This window comes from Mariniphaga sp. (assembly GCF_041687215.1).
In the GTDB taxonomy this organism is placed as follows: domain Bacteria; phylum Bacteroidota; class Bacteroidia; order Bacteroidales; family Prolixibacteraceae; genus Mariniphaga.
This window is the reverse complement of sequence record NZ_JAWLCI010000030.1, coordinates 1-25041: the sequence shown is the minus strand read 5'-3', so window position 1 is coordinate 25041 and position 25041 is coordinate 1. Positions and strand designations below refer to the sequence as shown.

General features: G+C 39.1%; 17 protein-coding genes and 1 tRNA gene. 11 read left to right on the top strand and 7 right to left on the bottom strand.

What is annotated here, in order from left to right; genetic code table 11:
* Positions 1 to 34 precede the first annotated feature (34 nt).
* Entirely contained in the window at positions 35 to 1939 is a 1905-nt protein-coding gene (locus ACESMA_RS11805) for a SpoIIE family protein phosphatase (protein WP_372949023.1), read from the top strand.
* 28 nt (positions 1940 to 1967) lie between these two features.
* Here ACESMA_RS11805 and ACESMA_RS11800 read toward each other — a convergent pair whose 3' ends face one another.
* Positions 1968 to 4496, bottom strand: coding sequence for an ATP-dependent Clp protease ATP-binding subunit (locus tag ACESMA_RS11800; RefSeq protein ID WP_372949051.1), 2529 nt, complete (start codon positions 4494 to 4496; stop codon positions 1968 to 1970).
* 274 nt (positions 4497 to 4770) lie between these two features.
* Between ACESMA_RS11800 and gyrA the strand changes: the two genes are divergently transcribed.
* The 5 genes from gyrA to tolA all read left to right on the top strand — a co-directional run bounded on the left by gyrA (position 4771) and on the right by tolA (position 11247).
* Positions 4771 to 7329, top strand: a complete 2559-nt coding sequence (gyrA, locus tag ACESMA_RS11795; RefSeq protein ID WP_372949022.1) for a DNA gyrase subunit A — start codon at positions 4771 to 4773, stop codon at positions 7327 to 7329.
* Between the two features lie 86 nt (positions 7330 to 7415).
* Positions 7416 to 8594, top strand: a complete 1179-nt coding sequence (locus ACESMA_RS11790; protein ID WP_372949021.1) for a tetratricopeptide repeat protein — start codon at positions 7416 to 7418, stop codon at positions 8592 to 8594.
* A gap of 503 nt (positions 8595 to 9097) precedes the next feature.
* The gene (locus tag ACESMA_RS11785) at positions 9098 to 9790 is read left to right on the top strand and encodes a MotA/TolQ/ExbB proton channel family protein (protein ID WP_372949020.1); all 693 of its coding nucleotides are present in this window, start codon (positions 9098 to 9100) and stop codon (positions 9788 to 9790) included.
* 8 nt (positions 9791 to 9798) lie between these two features.
* Entirely contained in the window at positions 9799 to 10209 is a 411-nt protein-coding gene (locus ACESMA_RS11780) for an ExbD/TolR family protein (RefSeq protein ID WP_372949019.1), read from the top strand.
* Entirely contained in the window at positions 10210 to 11247 is a 1038-nt protein-coding gene (gene tolA / locus ACESMA_RS11775; RefSeq protein ID WP_372949018.1) for a cell envelope integrity protein TolA, read from the top strand. It abuts the gene before it with no gap.
* On the opposite strand, the gene ACESMA_RS11770 is transcribed toward tolA, so the two are convergent.
* The 4 genes from ACESMA_RS11770 to ACESMA_RS11755 are packed head-to-tail and all read right to left on the bottom strand — an operon-like array spanning position 11244 to position 16097.
* Positions 11244 to 11612: a heavy-metal-associated domain-containing protein gene (locus ACESMA_RS11770; RefSeq protein ID WP_372949017.1), complete on the bottom strand. Its 369-nt coding sequence runs from the start codon at positions 11610 to 11612 to the stop codon at positions 11244 to 11246. The genes tolA and ACESMA_RS11770 overlap by 4 nt on opposite strands.
* Positions 11613 to 11637: 25 nt before the next feature.
* Positions 11638 to 13860 (bottom strand): TonB-dependent receptor, encoded by a 2223-nt coding sequence (locus tag ACESMA_RS11765; RefSeq protein WP_372949016.1) that lies wholly within the window; start codon positions 13858 to 13860, stop codon positions 11638 to 11640.
* A 52-nt stretch (positions 13861 to 13912) separates the two neighbouring features.
* The gene (locus ACESMA_RS11760; protein ID WP_372949015.1) at positions 13913 to 14401 is read right to left on the bottom strand and encodes a hypothetical protein; all 489 of its coding nucleotides are present in this window, start codon (positions 14399 to 14401) and stop codon (positions 13913 to 13915) included.
* Positions 14402 to 14453: 52 nt separating this feature from the next.
* Positions 14454 to 16097 (bottom strand): dipeptidyl-peptidase 3 family protein, encoded by a 1644-nt coding sequence (locus ACESMA_RS11755; RefSeq protein WP_372949014.1) that lies wholly within the window; start codon positions 16095 to 16097, stop codon positions 14454 to 14456.
* A gap of 172 nt (positions 16098 to 16269) precedes the next feature.
* Between ACESMA_RS11755 and ACESMA_RS11750 the strand changes: the two genes are divergently transcribed.
* The 5 genes from ACESMA_RS11750 to ACESMA_RS11730 all read left to right on the top strand — a co-directional run bounded on the left by ACESMA_RS11750 (position 16270) and on the right by ACESMA_RS11730 (position 23485).
* Positions 16270 to 16680 (top strand): 3D domain-containing protein, encoded by a 411-nt coding sequence (locus ACESMA_RS11750; protein WP_372949013.1) that lies wholly within the window; start codon positions 16270 to 16272, stop codon positions 16678 to 16680.
* A 558-nt stretch (positions 16681 to 17238) separates the two neighbouring features.
* Positions 17239 to 20805 (top strand): tetratricopeptide repeat protein, encoded by a 3567-nt coding sequence (locus ACESMA_RS11745; protein ID WP_372949012.1) that lies wholly within the window; start codon positions 17239 to 17241, stop codon positions 20803 to 20805.
* A 59-nt stretch (positions 20806 to 20864) separates the two neighbouring features.
* Positions 20865 to 21668 carry a hypothetical protein gene (locus tag ACESMA_RS11740; RefSeq protein ID WP_372949011.1) on the top strand — a complete coding sequence of 268 codons (804 nt, stop codon included), beginning with the start codon at positions 20865 to 20867 and terminating at the stop codon, positions 21666 to 21668.
* A gap of 372 nt (positions 21669 to 22040) precedes the next feature.
* The gene (locus ACESMA_RS11735) at positions 22041 to 22187 is read left to right on the top strand and encodes a hypothetical protein (protein ID WP_372949010.1); all 147 of its coding nucleotides are present in this window, start codon (positions 22041 to 22043) and stop codon (positions 22185 to 22187) included.
* 239 nt (positions 22188 to 22426) lie between these two features.
* Positions 22427 to 23485 carry a mechanosensitive ion channel family protein gene (locus ACESMA_RS11730; RefSeq protein WP_372949009.1) on the top strand — a complete coding sequence of 353 codons (1059 nt, stop codon included), beginning with the start codon at positions 22427 to 22429 and terminating at the stop codon, positions 23483 to 23485.
* A gap of 62 nt (positions 23486 to 23547) precedes the next feature.
* Here the strand turns inward: ACESMA_RS11730 and ACESMA_RS11725 are convergent.
* Positions 23548 to 23621: transfer RNA gene (locus ACESMA_RS11725), tRNA-Arg, on the bottom strand.
* Between the two features lie 209 nt (positions 23622 to 23830).
* Positions 23831 to 24865: an aspartate--ammonia ligase gene (asnA, locus tag ACESMA_RS11720; protein WP_372949008.1), complete on the bottom strand. Its 1035-nt coding sequence runs from the start codon at positions 24863 to 24865 to the stop codon at positions 23831 to 23833.
* Positions 24866 to 25041: the final 176 nt, after the last annotated feature.

The window sequence follows — 25041 nt, the reverse complement described above, 5'->3', positions numbered from 1 at the left end:
ACTTGTTTCCATCTAATAGGGGGAATAAGAGGGAATGTTCAATAAGTCGATTGCATATCGTTTAACACTTTTTATATCGTTGGCCGTAATTGCCGTTTTTGTTGCTTTTATTACAGCAAATTATTTATTTAACCGGAAATTGCTGAGAGATAATATTGAAAATCATGCAATTAGCATGAGCATGGAAATAAATTCTCTGGTAAACCAAAATACAATAACCACAAATGAAGTAGCCAAAAACATTGCCAAGCAAATAATTTATTACAGCCAAAATGAAGGTGCAGAATTTTTGCTATCCATGGCTATGAAAGAATATCCTTTTTTGAATGCTATACATGTGAAAATTGATTCTGCAGTTTCACTTCCTTTTAATCATTACTACATTTTTCATGATACAAACGGCGAACTCATTTTTAAACAGAATTCGGAACCGGTATTTTATTGCAAATCAGAAAAAGAGATATATGAAAATATTCTGGGTGCTGATGATTCAGGTTGGTCAGAGCCTTACCGATGCCACGAAAAAGGCAATGTAGTGGTTTCCTATTTTACTCCGGTAATTGCCTTTGAACAGGACGGGCAGGAAACTTTTTCAGGACATGTAATCTGCGAACTTTCATTAACCGAATTAAATGAGGCAATAAACCAAATGGAAATTGGTGAAAGAGGGTATGCTTTTTTAATTACACACGAGGGAGATTACATAACCCATCCTTACGAAGACTGGATTTTAAATCAGAATGCTTATTCCCTTCCTTCAAAATCCATTAATCGAAACAAGATTAATCTCGACACAATTTTTCAAAACAGGCTAACCGGTTCAATCATTGTCTATCCGGAAATACTCAATTTTGAAAAAAGCTGGGCTTATTATACACCGGTTAATGAAAACAGATGGTTTCTTATTTTTATTCTGCCCTACAAGGAACTTTTTAATGAATTGAATTGGGTAACATTCCGCATGATATTGTTTGCTCTGGCTGGAATTCTGTTCATTTATTTAATCATTTACTTCATAACAAAAAAACTAATTGAACCACTTAGCGATGTTACCTCAAGGCTGACGGTTTTCAGAGGAGAAGATTTTATTAAAAATAATACCAGCAACGAAGTTCAAATAGTTTCTGAAACGCTGGAGTACCTGAGGGAATGGTTCGACCAGTACCGAACTGTAAGCGAAGAGGAAGAGATGAAAAGTTTACGAAGGAAACAGGATTTACAGCAGGCTTCCGAAATTCAGATGAGTTTAATAAAAACTAACTTTCCGGCATTTCCAAACCGGAATGATATAGATTTGTATGCCATTTACAAACCTGCGCGGGTGGTTAGCGGCGATTTATTCGATTATTTTTTTATTGACAACGAAAACCTGGTTTTTACCATTGGCGATGTATCAGGTAAAGGAATTCCGGCAGCAATTTTTATGAGTGTGGCACAAACCATAATCAGAAGCAAAGCAGACGTGATGAGTTCAAAAGAAATAGTGACTAAAACAAATATTGAGCTGAGCACCAGCAATCATCATCAGTATTTTCTTACGCTTTTCCTGGGTGTGCTGAATCTGAGAACAGGAATTTTGAATTATTGTAATGGTGCGCACGATTTTCCTTTTATTTTAAAACCTGACGGAAAAATTACTGAGCTCAATGTGGCTCACGGCCTTCCGCTTGGGCTTTATCCTGAAAAGGAATATAAAGAATCGAAAATAAAACTTGATGAAGGGGATACTATTATTTTATATACCGACGGAGTTACTGAATTGCTGAATGAAAAGAAAGTACAATTCGGGAACGAGCGCCTGAAAGAAGATTTACAGAAATTTTGTGATTTTCCTCCAATTGAAATTGTGAAAAACATTGAGAAAAATTTAAATGAATTCAAAGGCGATAATCCTCAAACTGACGATATCTGCCTTTTTGCCATTAAGTACATGCCATAAAAAAAACCTGGTCTCCCAGGCTTTTTCTCTAATTTTTGCTTAACTCTTTTTTACTCGATAAAATTCGTATTAAAAGCTTTTCATTCTTTTTGTCGAATCCAACCGAAATAGTGTCTCCTTCGGTTATGGAAGCTTTAATAATTATTTCAGCCATTTCATCTTCAAGATATTTTTGAATTGCACGTTTTAACGGGCGAGCACCAAATTGCGGGTCGTAACCTTTTTCGGCCAGAAAATCTTTGGCAGCAGGCGAAATTTTCAGCTTGTAATTCAGCGATTCAACGCGGTTATACAAGTCTTTAATTTCAATATCAATAATTTGGTGAATATGTTTTTTATCCAGTTGATTAAACATCACCACATCATCAATTCGGTTAAGAAATTCGGGCGCGAATGCTTTTTTGAGCGCTTTCTGAATTACATACTTCGCATGCTCATTGTCTGACTCCGGCGATTTATTCACGGCAAAACCAACACCGCGGCCAAAATCCTTGAGTTGGCGTGTTCCAATGTTGGATGTCATAATAATAATGGTATTCTTGAAATCCACACTTCGTCCCAGACTGTCAGTCAGGCGGCCTTCATCCAAAAGTTGAAGTAAAATGTGGAACACATCAGGATGTGCTTTTTCCATTTCGTCGAGCAGAACAACCGAATAAGGCTTCCGTCTTACTTTTTCAGTTAGTTGTCCGCCTTCTTCGTAACCCACGTAACCCGGAGGCGCGCCAACCAAACGCGATACAGAAAATTTTTCCATGTATTCGCTCATATCAATGCGGATAAGAGAATCGAGGCTGTCAAACAGGTAGGTTGCCAATACTTTGGCCAACTGGGTTTTACCAACTCCTGTAGGACCTAAAAAGATGAACGAGCCAATCGGTCTGTTCGGATCTTTCAGTCCGGCACGGTTTCGCTGAATGGCCTTTACAATTTTCTGAATTGCTTCTTCCTGCCCGATAACTTTTGTTTTCAAATCTTTTTCCATGTTCATCAGGCGTTTGCCTTCGGCTTGCGCAATGCGCTGAACCGGCACACCTGACATCATGGCAACAACTTCGGCAACTTTCTCTTCGTCAACGGTTTCCCTATGGTTTATCAATTCTTTCTCCCAGGCTTCCTTTTCTTTTTCCAGAAGCTGAAGCAGATTTTTCTCTTTGTCTCTGAAATTGGCTGCCAGTTCAAAGTTCTGACTTTTTACAGCAGCTATTTTTTCTTCTTTTGTCAGTTCAATTTTTTCTTCCAGTTTTACAATCCGGTCGGGTACATTAATATTCGAAATATGAACCCGCGACCCTGCTTCATCCAGCGCGTCAATGGCTTTGTCAGGCAGATACCGGTCTGAAATGTAGCGGGCTGTGAGTTTTACACAAGCGTCAATGGCTTTTGGTGTATAATTCACATTGTGATGGTCTTCGTACCGGCTTTTAATGTTGTTTAAAATTTCAATGGTTTCATCAACCGAAGTGGGTTCCACCATTATTTTCTGAAAACGCCGTTCAAGTGCACCGTCTTTTTCAATATGCTGCCGGTATTCATCAAGTGTGGTGGCGCCAATACACTGAATATCGCCACGCGCAAGAGCGGGTTTCAGCATGTTGGCCGCATCAAGCGAACCCGTTGCTCCGCCGGCTCCAACTATGGTATGAATTTCGTCAATAAAAAGAATAACATTGTTAACTTTAGTCAACTCATTCAGAATGGCTTTCATCCGTTCTTCAAACTGTCCGCGGTATTTTGTACCGGCCACAATTGATGCAATGTCGAGACTAACCACCCGCTTGTCAAATAATATCCGCGATACTTTTTTGCCCACAATGCGCAAAGCCAAACCTTCTGCAATAGCCGATTTTCCAACGCCAGGTTCGCCTATTAATATCGGGTTATTCTTTTTTCTTCTGCTTAAAATCTGGGCAAGTCGTTCAATTTCCCTTTCGCGGCCAACAATCGGATCGAGGCTGTTTTCCTCAGCCAGTTTGGTAATGTCAATCCCGAAATTGTCCAGAACCGGAGTGTCTGATTTTGGCGTTGAACCTTTTTTGGGGCCCTGGGCACCACCGGGTCCGCGCGAAAAAGCACCTGCCGGTTCGTCATCTTCGCTTTCAGGAAAATCTGATCGTGCTTCCGGGCTTTTATAATCTTTTAACTGAGATTTAACAATGTAGTAATTCACCCCAAACTCGACCAAAAGCTGCGTTACTATATTATCATTGTCTTTTAATATAGCAAGCAAAAGATGGCCGCTGTTGGCTGTAGGGCTTTTAAACCAGCGAGCTTCGAGGTAAACAAGTTTGAGGGTTTTTTCCGTCGATTTCAGCATCATTAAATCCACTTTCCCGTTAATGGGTTTGTCTGTTTTAACTTTCTTTTCAATGAGTTGCTTTAAATCTGCCAGATTTACACCCAGGTTTTCGAGAATATCGGTAGCAATACCTTCTCCATCCCTTAAAATACCGAGGAAAAGATGTTCTTGCCCAATATAATCGTTACCCAGCCTGATGGCCTCTTCACGACTGTAACCTATAATGTCTTTTATTCTTGGAGAAAACTGAGAATCCATATTCATTTTAAAATTTTACCTATTTAAACAAAAACTATTCCTAATAGTTTGAACCACTAAAATACTTAAAATACCAGTGCAAAATTAATAAACATCGAAGAAGTTTTTAAGGAATAAACTGGTTTACTGAATTATTGACAGTTAATTTGTTGATATCTTCTCCTTAATCCTTTTATAAATCAAACCCAAATATGCCCTTTTGACAGATGATTTTTACTATTTTTGTGGGTCTTTTTAAAAAAGTAGAAAATTATTTTAAAGCAGATAGAATATAATGAGTGAAGGAGAAAGAATAATTCGGATTAACATTGAAGAGCAGATGAAATCTGCATACATTGACTATTCGATGTCAGTCATTGTTTCACGTGCATTGCCCGATGTTCGTGATGGATTTAAGCCGGTTCACCGCAGGGTACTTTACGGAATGTATGATTTGGGAATATTGTCGAACAGATCCTATAAAAAATCAGCAAGGATAGTAGGTGAAGTTTTAGGTAAATATCACCCGCACGGAGATTCGTCGGTTTATTTCACCATGGTCAGGATGGCCCAGCACTGGTCTTTGCGTTATCCGCTGGTTGACGGTCAGGGTAACTTTGGTTCGGTTGATGGCGACAGTCCTGCTGCCATGCGTTATACCGAAGCCAGAATGGCAAAAATTGCAGAAGAAACACTGGCCGACCTCGATAAAAATACGGTTGATTTTCAGCCTAATTTCGATGAGTCGCTTTCAGAACCCTCGGTTCTTCCAACCCGTATTCCCCAGTTGCTTGTAAACGGAGCCTCGGGAATTGCAGTGGGTATGGCCACCAACATGGCCCCACACAACCTTTCTGACAGTATTGATGCCATTATTGCATACATTGAAAATAACGACATTGAAATTTCTGAGTTAATTGAAATCATTAAAGCGCCCGATTTTCCTACCGGTGGAATAATTTATGGTTACCAGGGTGTAAAAGAAGCTTATGAAACAGGCAGGGGAAGAATTGTTCTGCGTGGAAAAGCTCACATTGAAAATGAGGGAAACCGTGAAAAAATAATAGTTACCGAAATTCCTTACCAGGTTAACCGGGCTGAAATGATTCAAAAAACCGCCGACCTGGTAAATGATAAAAAAATTGAAGGCATTTCCAATGTAAACGACGAGTCGGGAAGGGATGGAATGCGCGTGGTATATGATATTAAGCGAGATGCCATGAGTAACGTGGTGCTGAACAAACTTTACAAATATACGGCACTTCAAACCGCTTTCAATGTGAATAATATTGCCCTGGTAAACGGAAGGCCCAAAATGCTGAACCTGAAAGATATTATCAGGCATTTTGTGGATCATCGCCACGAAGTGGTTACCCGGCGGACGCAATATGAATTGGAACAAGCCGAAAAGAGGGCTCATATTCTGGAAGGACTGATTATTGCCAGCGACAACATCGACGAAGTAATTGCCATAATCAGAGGATCTTCCACTCCCGATGAAGCAAGAGAAAAATTAACCGAACGATTCGGACTTTCCGAGGTTCAGGCAAGAGCTATTGTTGACATGCGTTTGCGGCAGTTAACGGGTCTTGAACAGGACAAACTGAGGAAAGAATATGAGGACATCATGCAACAGATTGAGTATTACAAAACGATTCTTGCTGATGTTTCGCTGAGGATGGATATTATTAAAGAAGAACTTCTGGAAATAAAGAATAAATTTGGAGATGCCCGCCGAACAGAAGTTATTCCCAATGCCGAAGAATTTAATCCGGAAGATTTTTATGCCGATGAAGATATGGTTATTACCATTTCTCATTTGGGGTATATCAAACGAACTCCGCTTAGTGAATTCCGTACGCAGGGCAGGGGAGGAATTGGTTCAAAAGGAGGCTCAACCCGTGATGAAGATTTCCTTGAGCATATTTTTATCGCCTCCATGCATAACACACTATTGCTGTTTACCGAGCACGGAAGATGTTACTGGTTAAAAGTGTACCAAATTCCTGAAGGAACACGATCATCAAAAGGAAGAGCGATTCAAAACATCCTGAATATTGGAACAGAAGACAAAGTTCTTACCTTTATAAAAGTAAAAACACTTTCAGACGAAGAATTCATCAACAACAACTACATTCTTTTTGCAACCAAAAAAGGAATGATTAAAAAAACTTCGCTTGAAGCTTATTCAAGACCACGACAAAATGGCGTAAATGCAATAACCATTAGAGAAGACGACGAATTGTTGGAAGCCCGGCTAACCAACGGCGAAAGTGAAATAATGCTTGCCGTGAAATCGGGCAAAGCCATTCGTTTCAATGAATCTAAGGTTCGCCCCATGGGTCGCTCAGCGTCAGGAGTAAGGGGAATTAGACTGGCTAATGAAAAAGATGAAGTTATTGGAATGGTTTGCCTGCAGAACGGAGGTGAAGATATTCTTGTAATTTCTGAAAATGGATATGGAAAACGTTCGAAATTAGAAGATTATCGAGTTACAAACCGTGGTGGAAAAGGAGTTAAAACGTTAAATATTACCGGAAAAACAGGAAAATTGATTTCCATAAAAAGTGTTTCGGATAAAAATGATTTAATGATAATTACTGAACATGGTTTAACAATTCGATTAGCCGTACGAACCATTTCACTGTTAGGCAGGGCAACTCAGGGAGTCAGACTTATTAATTTAAAAGACGACGACAGCATTGCATCTGTAGCCCGTGTGGTAAACGAAACTGCCGCTGAGGTAATAGATGAGATAGTTGATTCAGAAATGGATATTAGCTTGAATTCTGATTCAGATGAAGATTTGCCTGAAGGTGAAGAAACAGATGAAAACAACTTAGAACAAGAATAAATTGTCGAATATTTGGCTAAGTTTTTGAATAAACTATAAATTCGTAATATTTTTGTAAATAAATTAATTTTAAAATTTTATAGGTAATGAAAAAAGTAATGATTTTTATGGTTTTGGCTTCCATCGCATTTTCTGGTTGCGGCCAGAAAGGTTTGGTAACCAAATCACAAAACCTGAAAGATACAGGAAAACTGGAAGAAGCGTTACAGAATATTAACCAGGCGGTTGATCCTACTCATGATAAAGCCGACAAAACCATTGACTGGCCACGGACCTGGGAAGTTAGAGGTGAGGTGTATCAGGCTGTTTATCAGTCGGAGAACGAAGAAGTTAAAAATCTTGTTGAAGACCCTTTAACTGAAGCGCTAAAATCATACAAAAAAGCGCTTGAACTGGATGATAAAGGAAGGTTTGAAAACAGTGTTAAAGTAAAATTAACCTTGTTAACCAACGACTTAACAAACCAGGCAGTTGAGGCCTTCAATGATGAAAATTATCCTCGTGCATTGCAGTCGTTTGAACAAATTCTTGATGTTCAGGAAATTGATATAATCAAAAGAGATAATCCTGATGTGGTTGATACTGTTATTATTTTCAACGCAGGTTTGGCTGCTTACAATGCAGAAAACTACGACAAAGCAATTGAATATTACAGGGAAGCTGCAAAATATGGCTATAACGAAGCCAGAACTTACAGTCTGATTGCCAATGCATACCAGTTGCAAAAAGATACCTTAGGCGCTTTGGCAGCATTACAGGAAGGTTTTGAAAAATATCCGGAAGACAACACTGTTCTTACCAGTATGATTCAAATATACCTGGATTTGGACAAAACGGAAGATGCCATGAGGTATTTGGATATGGCCATTCAGCAGGATCCGGGAAATGCCACTTTTTATTTTGCTCAGGGTACGCTTTATGAAAAAGTTGAAAACGAAGATAAAGCCATAGAAGCTTATGAAAATGCAATAGAAAACGATGAAGAATTTTTTAATGCATATTATAACCTTGGAGCTTTGTATTACAATAAAGGCGTGAAACAAATTGAAGTTGCAAATTCAATACCTACAAGCAACAACCAGGAATATGAAGTTGAACTGAAAAAAGCTGACAAATGGTTTAGGGAAGCATTGCCATATATGGAAAAATGCCACGAACTTAAGCCAGACGACAACATGAGCATGGAATCGTTGAAAAACCTTTACTACAGGTTGAAAGACATGGAGAACTATAACAGAATGCTCGAGAAGTTAGGACAATCATAACTGAATAAAAAAGGGGTGTACTTCACTCCTTTTTCTATATATATTTTATTTAACTTAATATTAATTATAAGACAAACGAGTTAATTTGTTTATTTTGGAAAATCAGAGTTTATATGGCCCCGAGGATTCGGGGTTTGCATAAAATCAAATATTTGGCGGGCACCGGCAATTATCGGTAAAGATTTTATGTAAAAGTTTACACAATGTTCCTCACAAAATGTTTTTCCTATACTTTAATTCTATTAATTAAGATATATTCAAATACCAACGCGTTTAAAATCGGTTATTCTGAATCAGCAGCTGTTCTAAAAATATTTCTATTCGATTCTCAGCGAGTTTAAAATTCATAAAGCACTTATTATATCAATACTTTCCTGTTCATAACTTGTACCTGAACAGCTAAGCAATCCCACAGCAGTTGTAAAATAATCCTTATTTTTGCGCTTTATAATAATTGAAGTTTAACTTCGTTTTGATTTAAAAATTAAAATAATACAATATCCATGTTTAAACTTTTAATGATTCAGGCCGATTTAGCAACTGCATCTGATACATTGGCCCAGGCGCAAGACGGAATCTCAACAAAATTTATTGATTTGGCCTTTAAAGGCGGTTGGATTATGATTCCGATAATTGCTTTGTCGATTATTGCTGTATATATATTTTTCGACCGGTATTTTGCCATAAAAAAAGCCGGAAAATTTGACACCGGCCTTCTCGAAAAAATAAAGGTTTACATTACCAACGGGAAAATTGATGATGCCGTGATGCTTTGCCGGAGCAGTTCAAATCCTGCATCCAGGATGCTGGAGAAAGGTATCAGCCGTATTGGCAGGCCGCTAACTGACGTAAGTGCAGCCATTGAAAACGTGGGTAACCTTGAAATTTCTAAACTGGAAAAAGGACTTCCGGTATTGGCTTCGGTGGCTGGAGGTGCGCCCATGCTCGGCTTCCTTGGTACGGTTATGGGCATGATTCAGGCTTTTTACGACATGTCTAATGCCGGAAATAATATTGATGTAACTCTTTTGTCCACAGGTATTTATCAGGCTATGGTTACTACGGTTGCTGGTCTTATTGTTGGTATAATTGCTTATTTTGCCTACAATATTTTGGTAGCCAATGTCGAAAAAGTGGTTTTTAAAATGGAAGCCACTACTACAGAATTTATGGATTTACTGAACGAACCTGTATAATATTTATAATGGCATTAAAACGAAGAAATAAAGTGAATGCTGCCTTCAGCATGTCGTCCATGACGGATATCGTATTCTTATTACTGATATTTTTTATGGTGACCTCTACTTTGGTAGCGCCCAATGCACTGAAATTACTGCTTCCACAGAGCAACAATCAAACAGCTGCAAAACCCATTACAACCATTTCAGTTACAAAAGAATTGAGGTATTACATCAACGATGATGGCAGGCTTCGGAGCATTGAATTCCGGGAAATTGAACCTTTTTTGCAAAACCGGTACGGTATTGGTGACGATGATATTTATATTTCACTCCACGCCGAAAAATCGGTTCCGTGGGACGAAGTGGTAAAAATTATGAACATTGCAAGAAAAAACAAGTATAAAATGATAGCGGCCACAGCGCCGGAAAGTTAAATGACTTATTTAGAAAAACATAAAAAGGGTATAATAGGAACAGCAATATTTCACATTTCAGTGTTGCTGTTACTTATCTTTTTAGGCTTTTTTACACCGCTGCCATTGCCCGGCGAAGAAGGAATTTTGGTCAATTTTGGCACCAGCGACAAGGGTTTGGGTGATATTGAACCTGCACCACAACGCCGTCAACCTGATCCTCCTCCACCAACCCGAAGTGAACCCGAACCTGAACCGGCAACTACCCCACCTCCGCAACCTGCCACCACTCCACCTGCTGCTGAACCCGAACCGGCTGAAGAAGAAGCGATGACTCAGGATTACGAAGAAACCGCCGCCATTGATGCCGCAGAAAAAAAAAGACAGGAAGAAGCTGAACGCCAGCGTCAACTGGAAGAACAACGACGCCGAGAGCAACAACAGGAACAGCAACGTTTAGCCGAAGCTGAAAACCAGCGCCAGGCCGAAATTGAGCGCCAACGACAGGCAGAGTTGGAAAGACAAAGGCAAGCCGAAGCTGAAAGGCAACGCCAGGCTGAATTGGAACGGCAAAAACGTGAAGAAGAACAGCGCCGTATTACCGAAATAAATTCCCGAGCGCAGGGAGCTTTTGGTGGAAATACAAATGGTTCAGGTGGTCAGGGAACAGGCACAAATCAAAGCCAGGGAGCTACTTTCCCGGGCGGAAACCAGGGTTCGCCAACAGGCGATCCAAACGCAGGAACTTACGGCCCCGGAGGAAGTGGCGGAGGTGCTCAGGGTTCAGGTATTTCCTATGATCTTTCAGGACGTTCGGCACGTTCGCTCCCCAAACCAGTTTACCCGGGCGACGATGAAGGTCTTGTGGTTGTTAAAGTTACTGTGGATAAAAACGGAAATGTAACAGCAGCAGAACCAGGTGCCAGAGGAACCACCATTATGAATCAGAGTTTTTGGGCAGAAGCCCGGCAGGCTGCATTAAAAGCAAAATTCAATATTGATGAAAGTGCCCCCGCTTTTCAACAGGGGACTATCTCCTACCGATTCAGACTAGACTAATCGCGTTCGTGGTGAACTTCATTGCTGTGTTTATGAAGTTCTTTTGCAGACGTCACTAATTCTTCGTATTTCTTTTCGCTGATTTTTTCGGCTTTGTAACCTTTTTTCTCAATGGCAACGGCAAATCCCTTGTCGTCATTCTTTTTCTCCACATACTCAATAAAAATGGTATTTGAAGCATGATCAACTCTCAAATCTTTTATCCCTTTCTCGAATCTAAGGTATTCGTGCAGCGTTTTTTCGCAATCGGCACAATCCATATCGCTTTGAAAGCAAACCACTGCCCTGCCCTTTTTCTGAGCTGAAATTTCACTGGTAAATCCTCCCAGCATTAAAATCAAAAATACTATACCTAACTTTTTCATTTTTAATAATTTATTGGTTTCTAATTTATTCATAATTCAAATTAAAGCGTAATCCCAAATAAATGCGCCGACCTTTAACCGGACCCCAAACATTGGTGGCATCAAAGTTGGGTCCGAAAGGATCATCGGCACCAGCAATCGGATTTAATTGTTTAAAATCAGCTAAATTTTCAGCGCCAAGATAAATGTTCCAGTAGCGGAAATATTTGGTTATCTGGGCATTCATTACCGTAAAAGGAGAAAATTCATAATATTCTGCAGAAACCTGCATCAAATCCATCCCCTCTACCGGATAACGCGGAATGCGCCCGCCGCCGTTAAACTGAATGGTGTAATCGAACATCCACTTTTTCAGATTGGTGGTATAATTAAAAGTAATCAATCCTTTATACCGGCTGGTCAAAGGTTTTTCCACCAACTGCCCACCAATGGTTTGTTTCACATCGTTATGCCGGTAAGCCAGCAACATATCAAGTCGTTCAACAGGCTGGTAGCGCAAATCGAATTGCAAACTGTTGGAATAGGATTGTCCGTCGAGTGGCGCCAGAATGATATTTTCTGCCGATGTTTCACGATCTATAACCAGTTGCGATTGAAAATCGGTACGGAAATATTCCGCATTGAGTTGGAGCTCGCGGCCCCAAAGTGCATAATTTTGCACCACGGCAAACCCATAATTCCAGGCCTTTTCCTGAAAAACGTCATCTGTCCATTGCAAGGAACGGGAATTGGCCAGCAGATAATTGTTTTCTGAAATTACATTGGCAGTGCGGTATCCTTTTCCGGCGCTTGCCCTCACAGTAACATATTCTCCCATATTGTACCGAAAATGCATGCGGGGAGTAACAAAAGTGCCAAACAGGTTGTGGAAATCACTTCTGATTCCGGCCATAAAAGTTAAATCCTCATCGGGTTTAAAGGTATATTCGGCGAATATTCCCGGAACCTGTTCAATCCTTTCCGTTTGCCTGTCGTACAGGTTTTCGCTGAAATTGTCGTATATAAAACTGAATCCGGTATTCACGGAATGTTTTCCCAACAAATCCAAATCACGGGTTAAAACGGCACTTCCATAAAAACGGGATTCATCGGCATTGTAATGATTCAACCCGTAAAACGAGCGGGTTTCGTGGCGTGAAAAGTTTGACAACCAGGCCAGTGCCGTTCTTTGATTTGGCCAAACATACCCGGTTTTGAAAAATCCATCCAACCGGTCGTTTTCAATGTTAATTCCATACGGATTGGTAACAAGCGGCTGCATTCCCCGCTCAAAACCCGTCTGGCCACCCAGTCGATCTTCTGTTAAAACACTAAAGCCGGCCTGCGCCATGTATCCTTTGTGGTTGTTGTATTTCCAGCGGTTGAAAACCTGAATCTGGCGCGAAAGCGGCTCATCGAGGAAACCGTCGCCATTATGGTCATTTATTTGGGATTGATCCGATGCGTGAACAAAAATACCAGTAGTCAACATATCTTTGTGAACTCTGATGTTGCCGTTTCCGTTAAACTCCAAGCGGCCACTGGCACCAAAAAAGGTATTCAGAAACAGTTTTTCCTGGGAATCCGGTTTTTTGTATTCGGCATTTATTTGCCCGGCAATGGATTCGTACCCATTTAAAACCGATGCTGCACCTTTTGAAACCTGAATGGATTCCATCCACGGACCCGGAACATAAGTTAAACCAAAATTGGTAGCTAGCCCGCGCAGGTTGGGCATATTTTCAATTTGCAATAATGAATATGTACCTTCCAGACCGAGTAACCTGATTTGTTTGGCTCCGGTAACTGCGTCGCTGTAACTCACATCAACCGAAGGATTTGTTTCAAAACTCTCGGCCAGGTTGCAGCAGGCTGCCTTGTGCAACTCGGCGCCGTTTATTCGTTCGGTTTGAATGGGATCGATGGCAGAAAGATAAGTGCCCCGGTTTTTATGCACTACTTTTACTTCGCCTAATTCCAGATTGGGTTCAAGCACAATTTCCAGTGGTTCCAAATTATTCACATGCAATTCCTGAGTTTCGTAACCCACAAAACTAACCACCAGAATATGGTTTCCGTTGCCTTTTCTGATTTTAAATGTACCGGTATCATCCGATGCAACGCCGGTATTTGTTCCCTTCCAATGAATATTCACTCCTGGCAATGGTTGCTTTTTACTTTTATCGTTGCCGTAAATAACTCCTTCCAAAACCTGGGAAACCGCAAAAAATGGAAGACATATTAAAATTAAAATTCCTAATTTTTTCATACTTAAGACCTAAATCATTGTAAATAAATTACCTGGGGGTAACAATGAAATCTTAAGCTAAAACAGGAATTTTTAGGTTGTGAATATGAATGAGGAAATCTGTTGAAGTTTGAAATGGTGGTGGTGGGTCGATATAATTTAAACCTGATTTTTCCGGGTCTTCTTCCAAATTAAAAAGGAAAACAGTAATTGTTTCCAACACTTTCAATTGAACCGGTTGAATTTTTTCAATCCGTATTTTTTCATTGACTACCTGATTATCTAATTTTAAATATTTGACATCAGGCGTGTTACATCCGCATTCATCATTATGTGAACTGCAGTCATGGCATTCATCTGCAGTGGTGCAAACTTCTTCCCCACCCTCGTTATGTGTATGGTGAATGTGGAAATTGTCTTCACAGGTTTCAGGACTAACATAAACAGAAACCTGCTCAATTCCTGAGCAGGAACAGTGTGAATAATAAACCAATACGCCTGTTGCCGAAATCAAAAAAATGATTCCCAGAAAAAGTACTGCTATGTTTCTGAATACATTCACAACGCAAATGTAATAAAAATCAGGAATAATATTTTGTTAACAGAACGTTAAACTAATTAATGCCCAGTATTTCATCACCTTGTTCAAATACAATATCACGAGGAATGCCAGCTTCGCCAATCCGGTTGAGGTCTTTTTGCAATTCTTCGCGAATGAATCCTTTTTCTTCGAGCATTTGCTTTGCAGTTTGGTAATCGCCATCGCCCTGAATTTTAAGTACCAGTTCTGAAAGGCTGAGCATGGCCTCTTTCATTTTTTCAAAATCTACGCGGTAGGTTCCGGTTGCTGCATCACGTTCAAAAGCGCCGGCCTCCTGAAAATAATAAAAACGCATCATGTTGGCTTTTCCGTGGGCGCTGGCTGCACCAAAACGCACCGAACGGAAAATGCCTGCCATAAACGTTACGAAATTGTCCATCATCTCTTTTTCGCCCATTTCGCCCATTTCATTCAGTTGGTAAACGCACCACAAACCCAAAATATCGGCTTTACTTTCTTCAATGGAAGTATAAGCATCTTTCAGTGCTTCGCGAACGGTAGTACTTTTGTCCACTGTATTTCCAAGTCCCAGCCCGTGAGCCACTTCGTGAAACATGGTATTTTCGAAAAAAGCATCGAATTTTACATGTTTGCGCTGATCTTCAGCAATCAGCAGGTCGGAAATGGGAACCAGAATTTTATCGAATTTAGCCTGCATGGAGTTTTTTAACTGCAATTTGCGACTTCCCTTATCCTCGCGCACTTTTTCATCATTGGGCAGGTTGATGGCGATGGTTTTGCTTCCCGCGTTGCAATCGCCGGCATAATAAATGGCGTCGTACACATTCATATCCGAATCAACGCCGGGCGTTTCATTTTTATAGGGAGGTTCGCAAGGCAAAGCTTTTTGCAGGCCCGGCAAAAAAGCAGCATATTTTTCCAGTTTTTCACTCCACACTTTGTCTTTAATCAGAATAAACGATTCGTGCGCGGTTTTATAACCGTAAAGCTGGTCCTCGTAATTTTCGATTGGACCCACAATAAATTCGATGGTGTTGTTTTTCATATCCATCCAGGCCATATCGCTTTCGTAATATTCGTCGGTGAGGAGCGCCTGTGCCCGTTTTTCCAGGTAGTTTTTCAAACCAGGATCTTCAGCCAGTTCAGCAGCCTGAAGGATTAATTCCGAAGCATGTGTTACTTCTTCATTCCAGGCTTCGTGATAAGGAACTGCAACCAGATTGCCGTTTTCATCCCGACGGATTACAGTGTAAAGACTGGTTTTTGCCGGTTCATCCCAGGCATCAAATTCTTCTTTGGTCATATCAGCCGGATAAAAATTTGCGCCTGCCGGTTTTGGCCCCACACCTTCAATAAAAGGCTGGTTATTATTCAGGCGTTCCCACGGGCCATAATTTATTTTTAGAAATTTTTTGGTGTATTCATCCAAATCATCTGTAAATAACTCATTTTTATTCCCGTAGGCCTGTGTCCAGAAAATTTCGTCCATGATTTGGGCAGCCTCCAGCAGTAACGGAAGCATTTGTTTCTCTTTTTCAGTTAAAACGCTTAAATCGGTCGTAAGCCTGAATGGTGCAAATTCTTCCACTTTATTTTTCATTTCGTTGTTTGCTTCAGTGTTGTTTTCTTGTTTTGGAGTTGATGTGCACCCGTAAAAAAGTGCTGCCATCAATACAACTGATAAAAACTTGTTCATTATTAAATTTATTTAAATTTTGAAGACAAAGTTACAAAACGATTGCACACAAAACAGAATGAACATCAGCCTTTGCAGAATAAATTAAACCAATTCCCAATTTTTATGTTCGTAATTACAGAATCAGTTGTAATATTCAGGAATGGTGTACAGTACAAAAAATATTAAACTAATGAATAGAATAGTGAATATTCTTGCTGCTCTGTTTTTGTTTGTTATGCTGATAGTCTCTTGCAGCCAATACGAAACCCTTACCAGGGAAGTAACAGCCACCGCCTACAATTCGCTGGCGCATCAAACCCACGCCGAACATTCAGCAATAACTGCCTGGGGCGATTCACTGAAACCGGGAATGAAAAGCATTGCAGTTTCAAGAGATTTAATAAAGCAAGGCCTAACCTATAACAAAAAGGTAAAAATTGAAGGATTACCCGGTGAATACAGAGTTTTGGATAAAATGCACTTCCGCTGGAAAAACCGGATTGATATTTACATGGGCAAAAACGAGGAACTGGCGAAAGAATGGGGACGGCAAAAAGTGACCATATCATGGAAAGTTAAAAAAGAAAAATACAAAGAATGAGGGTAAATACCTGGTACTGTTAGTTTAAAACTGATTCTATTCCAATCTGTTTTTATTTATTGTACAACACTTCAAATTTACCATTTCCTACGAAACAAATTTTGCCATTAGTTATTAATCCCTTTTATTATCAGATTGAAAATTTGCTTTATTGCCTCAATATCCTCAAAATAAGCCTTATTATAAAAATATCGGCTGATTTTTCCGACTTCATTTCACTTTATTTTCCAGAAAATTAAATTTGATGGCTATATATAAAATGGCTAAAAAAAGAGAAGAATGAAAGCCATGTTTATTTTTAGATGGGGATAAAACATAAATCCACGATGCTGGTCAAGAAAGTCAAAAATACTTCTCATATTTATTGCATCTAGGAAATTTATTTTGTAAATTGTATAGGCTAAGGTTAATGTGTTCTATAGTAAAAGATTCAATATCTAAATTTTGGTTATGGCAATGCACTATTTTGTTGTAATTCATAATATTTAATGAAGTCTTAAGGTGATGATTTAGAATCTAAAAATCAACCCACCTATAAATTACAAATACCTCAATGCTATGCAGATACAAATTACAGAAAGGGGTTTCACCAAGAACAAATTTAAAATAGAAGTATTTGTTAACAACACACTTTATAAAGTTGTTTTGCCCAATCCTGCTGATGAGAAGCAGGAGAACGAACTGGAGTGGTACTTTGAAAATTATATTTCGGAGCCTTACATTACTAAGGTCAAGGTAGAAAAGTGCAAGAAAATTTTAAAGGAATATGGCAAAAAACTGTTTGCCTCAGTTTTCAAAAGCAATACCGACTTGAATTTTGCTTATCGTACTATTGTGCAGGACCATGGTATCGATGAGTTGGAATTTTGTATTTGTGGTGATACTCCGGAGTTTCATGATTTGCATTGGGAGGCAATGTATGACAAGGAATTACCTTATCCTTTTGCCGCTAACGGGGCAGCATTCATCAGACAGAACCTTAAACCACGTTATGTGGAGGCGAATGTGTCGCCTTCGCCATACATTAACCTTTTAATTGTGACAGCTCGTCCCGAATGGGAAGGCGATGTGAACTACCGCACCATCCAGCGGCCACTTATCAACCTGATAGAAAATGCAAGGTTGAGGGTAAAACCACATATTTTACGTCCCGGAACTTGGAAAAACTTAGTGGCGCATTTGGACGGGAAGAAGGGGTTTTACCATATTGTACATTTCGATGTACATGGCGTTTTGGCCAGTTATGAAGAACTTAAAACAGGAAAAGAGGTAGGCAGCTTACTTTTACATGGACGCTATGCGCTTGATGATATAGTGCCTTACGAAGGGGAACGCTCATTTTTGTTCTTTGAAAGCGAAATCAAAGGTACTGCAGTTCCTGTTGAGGCACTGGGAATCGCAGGATTGTTACAGACTGCTCAGGTGCCGATCTGCTTGCTCAATGCCTGCCAGTCGGCTAAACAGGATACTGATGGCAGTCAGCAAGGAAGGGCTGATGAAGCGCATACAAGTTTGGGATACCAAATCATACGCAAGGGTGTACAAACCGTAATGGCAATGCGCTACTCACTTTCAGTCACTGCCGCTGAGGTAATGATGCAGCGTTTATATGAGAGCTTGTTTGACACACCTTCGGGAGTAGCAGTTAAAATTGATAGGGCATTTGCCGATGCACGCACTGAGCTTTTTCGCGATAAGGAACGAAACGCCAGGCTCGGTTACACCATTAAACTTGAAGACTGGGTGCTGCCTATAGTATATAAGAACCGTGAGGTCGATTTTAAGTTACGTCCTTTCACAGGTGCAGAGGAAGATGAATTTTACCTTCAGCGGGAAAGCCAATTTAAATTTGTGGAGCCTAAGTTCGGATTCCACGGCAGGGATATTGAAATATTACAGGTAGAGAAGCACCTGCTGCGGAACAACCATTTGCTGGTGCAGGGCATGGGCGGGTCAGGGAAAACCACTATATTGAAGTATCTGGGAACATGGTGGCAAAGGACCGGTTTCGTGAAGGAGGTGTTTTACTTCGGGTACGATGTAGCTCCTCACAACCTTAATCACATTCTCGGAACCATGGCAAAAGAATTATTAAACCAGGAGAAATTGGCGATATACTACAGCAAGTCACTTGCTGTGCAGAAAGGCTGGATAATTGATGCCCTGAATACCGGGAATCATTTGCTAATCCTTGACAACATGGAGAGCATAACCGGTGAAAGGCTGTCAATACCCAACCTGCTAACCGAACCACAGCGCGAGGAATTGAAGCAATTTTTGCAGGGCATAACCGGGGGGAGCTTCGTGCTTTACGGTTCGCGTGGTAGCGAGGGTTGGCTGGCAGAAGGGACATTCAGGCAAAAAGGCACAGACAATACATTTACTTTAGGAGGTTTCGACCCACAGACTGCCCACAGTTTTGCAAGGAAGATTCTGGAGGTTACCTATGGAAATCAGGCAGGTTCAGGGCATCCCTTCCAATTCAAAGAGTTATTCGAAGATGCTGATTTCAAACGCCTGATGCGTTTATTGGGCGGTTACCCCCTTGCCATGCAGGCAGTGTTGCCATTGTTGAAGGGCAAGACTGCTGCCAAAATCCTCGATGATCTGCAGGCTGGGGTAGATTTACAGGCAAAAGATATACAAGATAAAACCCAAAGTATACTTCGCTGCATCGAATACAGTCACAGTAATCTCTCCCCCGACGCCCAAAAGCTCCTGTTCTTGTTTGCGCCTTTCCAATCATATATTGAAAAATTCTCAGTAACCCATTATTTTAAAGAACTACAAAAAATCGATACCTTCCAAAACTATCCTTTCAACAAATTAGAAGAAATAATAAGTGAGTCCATCCAAAATGGATTCATGCAACCAGAATATGGGCAAGACGGTATTTACCGATTGCAGCCCGTATTTACCTATTTTTTAAAAAACAGCTTACAGCACCATGATAAAGGAAGTTTTGTAAACGATGTAAATTGTGCTTTTTTGAATCACTACAACTTAGTGAGTAGTCAATTAGATGAAAATATAAAAAGCCAAGATATTCATAAACATAAAAAAGGGCTTTTTTTTATACGCTATGAGTATGATAACATATATAATGCTCTTATTATTGCGCTTGACAAGAGAGAAGATATTGGCTATATGTACAGTTGTTTATTCAATTTCTATAAATTCAGGAATATGTATAATGAGTGTTTACAATTTATACAGTCTATAAAAGAACGAATAGAACAATATCCGCAATACCTTTTAATGGGAGAATTAAATTATAATTATTTCATTATTTTAAGCAGCAGTGGGATGATATATTTGCAATTAAATAAGCCCAAGGATGCAAAAAAAGAGTTTATGGATTCAATTCAGTTGTATGATAAATCTTCTAATAAAAAAAAATATATAGGCATGGCAGATCTATATCAAAATACTGGAACAGCTTATCAAGGATTACAGCAATTCGATGATGCTCACGAATGGTACAAAAAGGCACAAAAGATTTTTGAAAAATCAAAAAATGATTATGGTATAGCAAATAATATGCAGAAACGTGGTCTTTTGCACATTGACCAAGTGAGGCATAGTTTAGGTTTAAACATAAACATTGACTTAGAGATATATAATGAAGGTATAAATTTAATAGCAAAGGCCGGTGAATTATATGAAGAAATGGGAAAGAAATTTGATGCTGGATATTGTTATCAAAATCTTGGTGAAGTTTGCCGAGATTTACATAAATACTCAGAAAGTGAAAGGTATTTAAAAAAAGCACTAACCATATTTGAACAATTCAAGAATTCTGAAGCTGTAGCAAAAACAAATTCAAATCTTGGTATCTTAAAATCAGATATGGAAGATTATTCAGAAGCAATTAAATGTTGGAAAGAAGCTCTTGATACATTTATTTCTTTAGGACATTACTTCTCTCAAGCAATGATTTACGAAAACCTTGGCTTCGCTTCTTTTAAACTAAAACAATATCCTGAAGCCAAAGATTATTATCATAAGGCTTGGGATATTTATAGGGAGCATGATGATATTGGAGCAATGAACCATCTTAAAGAAAATTTAAAATCATTAGCAGAAGAAATTGACGATAATGTTATTTTAAATGAATTTATTTAGAAAAAACGTATAAACATTTATCCGTTCTAAAAACCATTTTAATCATTAAAAATATTATTATGAAACTTTGTAAAAACGACCCATTGGAACAAATTGTTCGCAATAAATTATGTGCGAATCCGGTACGCGTGCCACGCCAGGATATTCAACCCATGCTGGTTATTTCTAAAAAAGGGAGACAGTTAAAAATGTTTTCTAAAATATCGGACCTTGTAAAAGGAGAATTACCCGAAATGACAGCAATTGAAATTAAAACAGAACTACTTGCTGACAAAATCAGCCTCAGTCCTACTTCAAAAGTTAAAATTGAGAATGCGATTAAAATTGCTGAAGGCTTTCTAAAGAACTCCAACATTCCATCTTTCGATATAGGTTCTATGTTCGAGAAGAACTCTGAGGTGGCATTCCGGTTCGAGGATGTACAAAAGAAGTATTTCCTACCTGCACAACTTAGCAATCAATTATATGACCACGAATTGAAGGACAAGAACCTTGAGAAAGAAGTAACCAATGGAAATATAGAGTTATATGTAATTGATGCCATTTATGAATGTGCTGATTTTTCCTGGGTAGTCGACAAAAGCACTGGGGCAAATGTAAAATTGGATGTGGTAAGCCAATTAGGTGTACAACTTGGCAATAACCTTGCAATAAATACGACCAACGATTTTTCGATAACTTTTAAAGGTACACCTCGCACATTTGCTTTTAATTGCTTTCCAATTTATTTAAAAGAAGACAGGAAAATTATAGCAGCAGGGTATGAACAAGGTACCAAAATTACATTTGGTCCGCTTAATAAGCCATTGCAATCTAAATTAAATGTAGTATTGGTGGATGAGCCAGAATTAATTGATATTTAAAACCATTACTGTCCACTTAAAACAAGTTGATTGGAAGTTGTTTATCCAGCTATATATTTTCAGGTTTGTTTAATACTTTTTTTAAGCCAACAACTGAAATTTCTTTTTTGCGATTGGTGAATTTTACGTTTCTTGTTTCTTCTACTTCACCAAAAGGCAGTAAGTCAACCACGTGTTTGAAGTATCGTGAATTAACCACTAAGGTTCAGTTACCTTCCGAAAGTCTTTTTTTAGCAGTGAATGAATCAGCTCTTCATAAATATCCATATCGGGAAGCATTATGGCAAAATCGATATCCATTGTTCCGCGTGACGGCTTAATTCCTTTTTCCGCCAGGTAAAAATTGAAGGATTACCCGGCGAATACAAAGTTTTGGATAAAATGAATGCCCGCTGGAAAAACCGGATTGATATTTACATGGGCAAAAACGAGGAACTGGCGAAAAAATGGGGACGACAAAAAGTGATTATTTCATGGAAAGTAAAAAAAGAAAAATACAATAAAACCTTTGTTCAATAATTAGATAGACAAACAAGATTATGAAAAGGACAACCTTTAAATATATTCCTTCACCATAATGACGTGATAATTTCATGAGATTTCCGAAAATCAAAAATGTTTATTTCCAATCCAAAACGGAAGGAAAAAAGAGAAGAATGAAAATCATGATTCAGGTACGAAAAAAATGATTAAATTTCAGGCTGAAAGCTTTTCTATTGAGAATTGAATGAAAAATCCAAAAATTAAATCTAAGTAATATGGAGTATCTGACGGACATTTTTGGTTCTTTAATTGAACCAGCCGGAATAGTCCTCATTCTTGTTTTGTTATTGTTTTTAAATTCGTGGTTGTTTAACCGTTTAAAATCCTTTTCGGTAACCGGAAACATCATCAAAAGAAGTATTTCAATTTTTATTGTCCTGATTGGTATTGTCAGTTTTGTTCTTGCCTTGCCGGTTGACCAACATTCCAAAGAACAGATTTTAAGTTTTCTGGGCATTGTTATTAGTGCAGGAATTGCCCTGAGTTCTACCACATTGCTGGGTAACCTTATAGCCGGAATTATGAACAATACCATGAAAAGGTTCAGAAATGGAGATTTAATTCAAATAGACCAATGGCAGGGACGTGTAACCCGCAAAGGGATTTTTCATTCAGAAATTCAACTGGAAGACAGCAATTTCGTAACCATCCCAAACCTGTTCATTGCCAGCCATCCCGTAAAAATTACACGCAAAACAAACACAGTAATTTCCACGACTGTCTCACTCGGATACGATATTTCGCGTTTTAAGATTGAAGAAGCGCTTAAAGAAGCTGCCATTAATGCTGAGCTGAAAGATCCATACGTTTATATTACCGGATTGGAAGATCATGCGGTGGTATACAAAATTCATGGTTTTTTAGAAGATAGCACAAAATTTTTCAGTGCTAATTCGTTACTAAATGGACGGGTGATGGATGCTTTGCATAAAAAAGGAATTGAAATTGTTTCTCCCGGTTTCAGAAACCAAAGAAGGGTGGAAAAAATGATTTTTATTCCTGAAGAGGAAAAAGAGGTGAAACCGGACTACAATCAGGATTCACCAGAAGAGTTGATTTTTGACGAAGCTATAAAATCTGAAGAAATTGAAAAAAAGAAAGATTTACTGAAAAAACTGGATAAAAAGAAAGTGCAGCTAAAAGAAGAATTAAAAAAGCTGGAAAATGATGATGCCATTGAGAAAACCAAAAAATCGATTGACCGAATTGACGAACTAACCGAAGAGGTTAAAAACAACATTGAAAACGAAAATAAGAGAAAAGAAGAATCCTGATTCTTAGTATTTTATATACTGAAACGAAAAAACACCTGCCTTTGACAAGTGTTTCAACTTTGTACCCCGGACGGGATTCGAACCCATGACCTACTGCTTAGAAGGCAGTTGCTCTATCCAACTGAGCTACCGAGGCAGCCTTATTTTTTGCGGTGCAAAGATAGGATTCAAACTCCAAATAGCAAATATCAAATCACAAAAAACAAACTTCAAACAATTATCAAATCCCAAATAGCAAATTCCAAATAAATTTCAATGTCCAAAAATTTCAAAATGAAATGTATTGGAATTTGGATTTCTTGTGATTTGGAATTTAATTGTTTTTTGAAATTTGGATTTTGTATTTTACAGCAGGTGTATTCCATTTACCCTGCACTTTTCGAGCATCTCTCCGGGCCATATACTTGACTGAATTTCCCCGATATGGGCTTTGCGCAGAAAATACATACACAGCCTCGATTGCCCTATTCCACCGCCGACGGTAAGCGGAAGTTCGCCGTTTAGCAGCATTTTGTGCCACATCAGTTCTTTCCGGTCTTCCAGTCCACGTATTTTGAGCTGTTTTATTATGGCATCGCGGTCAACGCGAATTCCCATGGACGAAATTTCAAAGGCGCGGTTCAGGACATCGTTCCAGAGAATAATATCGCCGTTCAACCCTTTGTATCCGTTAACAGTTGGAGTGGTCCAGTCGTCGTAGTCGGGTGCGCGGCCATCGTGAATTTTCCCATCGGGCAATTCGCCGCCAATGCCAATCACAAAAATAGCTCCGTGCTTTTTGGCCACTTCCGTTTCGCGTTCAAACGGGGTTAAGTCCGGATACATTTCGGCCAGTTCTTCGGTATGGAAAAAGGTAATTTCCTCGGGCAATTCTGGTTTAATTTCCGGATAATTATCCGAAACATAAAATTCAGTATTCACTAAAACAGAATAAATTTTCCGAACAATTTTTTTCAGGAATTCCAGGTTGCGTTCTTCATTTGAAACCACCCGCTCCCAGTCCCACTGGTCAACGTAAAGCGAATGAATGTTTGTTAATTCTTCATCAGGCCGGATGGCATTCATATCGGTATAAAGTCCGTAACCTTTTTCTATTTTCAGATCGGCCAGCGCCATACGTTTCCATTTGGCCAGTGATTGCACAATCTCGGCCACCTGGTCGTCCATTTCCTTCATGGGAAACGAAACCGGGCGTTCAACACCGTTCAAATCGTCGTTAATTCCTGTGCCTTTTTTTACAAATAACGGCGCAGTAACCCGGCGCAACCTCAGTTCGGCTGCCAGGTTCATCTGGAAAAAATCTTTTATAAGTTTAATGGCCTGCTCGGTTTGATTTACATCTAAAACCGATCGGTAGTTTTTTGGAATAAATAATTTCATTTTCTGTTATTTTGTTTGAATTTCTGTAAATTTCTTCTCAATTGTTCACAAAAATACAATTGTGATTGCAATTTGAAAGAAAAACCAGTAAAATTTGCTCAAAATATTTCGTTTAGCTTATAAATCATAAAATATTGTAAGGCTTCACTATATTTCCATTTCTTTTTGATTTCTAT

What these genes read in the sequence shown, in the direction of transcription:
- ACESMA_RS11805 (WP_372949023.1), top strand. Translation starts at nt 35, where the DNA reads ATGTTCAATAAGTCGATTGCATATCGTTTAACACTTTTTATATCGTTG.
- ACESMA_RS11800 (WP_372949051.1), bottom strand. Translation starts at nt 4,496, where the DNA reads ATGGATTCTCAGTTTTCTCCAAGAATAAAAGACATTATAGGTTACAGT.
- gyrA (WP_372949022.1), top strand. Translation starts at nt 4,771, where the DNA reads ATGAGTGAAGGAGAAAGAATAATTCGGATTAACATTGAAGAGCAGATG.
- ACESMA_RS11790 (WP_372949021.1), top strand. Translation starts at nt 7,416, where the DNA reads ATGAAAAAAGTAATGATTTTTATGGTTTTGGCTTCCATCGCATTTTCT.
- ACESMA_RS11785 (WP_372949020.1), top strand. Translation starts at nt 9,098, where the DNA reads ATGTTTAAACTTTTAATGATTCAGGCCGATTTAGCAACTGCATCTGAT.
- ACESMA_RS11780 (WP_372949019.1), top strand. Translation starts at nt 9,799, where the DNA reads ATGGCATTAAAACGAAGAAATAAAGTGAATGCTGCCTTCAGCATGTCG.
- tolA (WP_372949018.1), top strand. Translation starts at nt 10,210, where the DNA reads ATGACTTATTTAGAAAAACATAAAAAGGGTATAATAGGAACAGCAATA.
- ACESMA_RS11770 (WP_372949017.1), bottom strand. Translation starts at nt 11,612, where the DNA reads ATGAAAAAGTTAGGTATAGTATTTTTGATTTTAATGCTGGGAGGATTT.
- ACESMA_RS11765 (WP_372949016.1), bottom strand. Translation starts at nt 13,860, where the DNA reads ATGAAAAAATTAGGAATTTTAATTTTAATATGTCTTCCATTTTTTGCG.
- ACESMA_RS11755 (WP_372949014.1), bottom strand. Translation starts at nt 16,097, where the DNA reads ATGAACAAGTTTTTATCAGTTGTATTGATGGCAGCACTTTTTTACGGG.
- ACESMA_RS11750 (WP_372949013.1), top strand. Translation starts at nt 16,270, where the DNA reads ATGAATAGAATAGTGAATATTCTTGCTGCTCTGTTTTTGTTTGTTATG.
- ACESMA_RS11745 (WP_372949012.1), top strand. Translation starts at nt 17,239, where the DNA reads ATGCAGATACAAATTACAGAAAGGGGTTTCACCAAGAACAAATTTAAA.
- ACESMA_RS11740 (WP_372949011.1), top strand. Translation starts at nt 20,865, where the DNA reads ATGAAACTTTGTAAAAACGACCCATTGGAACAAATTGTTCGCAATAAA.
- ACESMA_RS11730 (WP_372949009.1), top strand. Translation starts at nt 22,427, where the DNA reads ATGGAGTATCTGACGGACATTTTTGGTTCTTTAATTGAACCAGCCGGA.
- asnA (WP_372949008.1), bottom strand. Translation starts at nt 24,865, where the DNA reads ATGAAATTATTTATTCCAAAAAACTACCGATCGGTTTTAGATGTAAAT.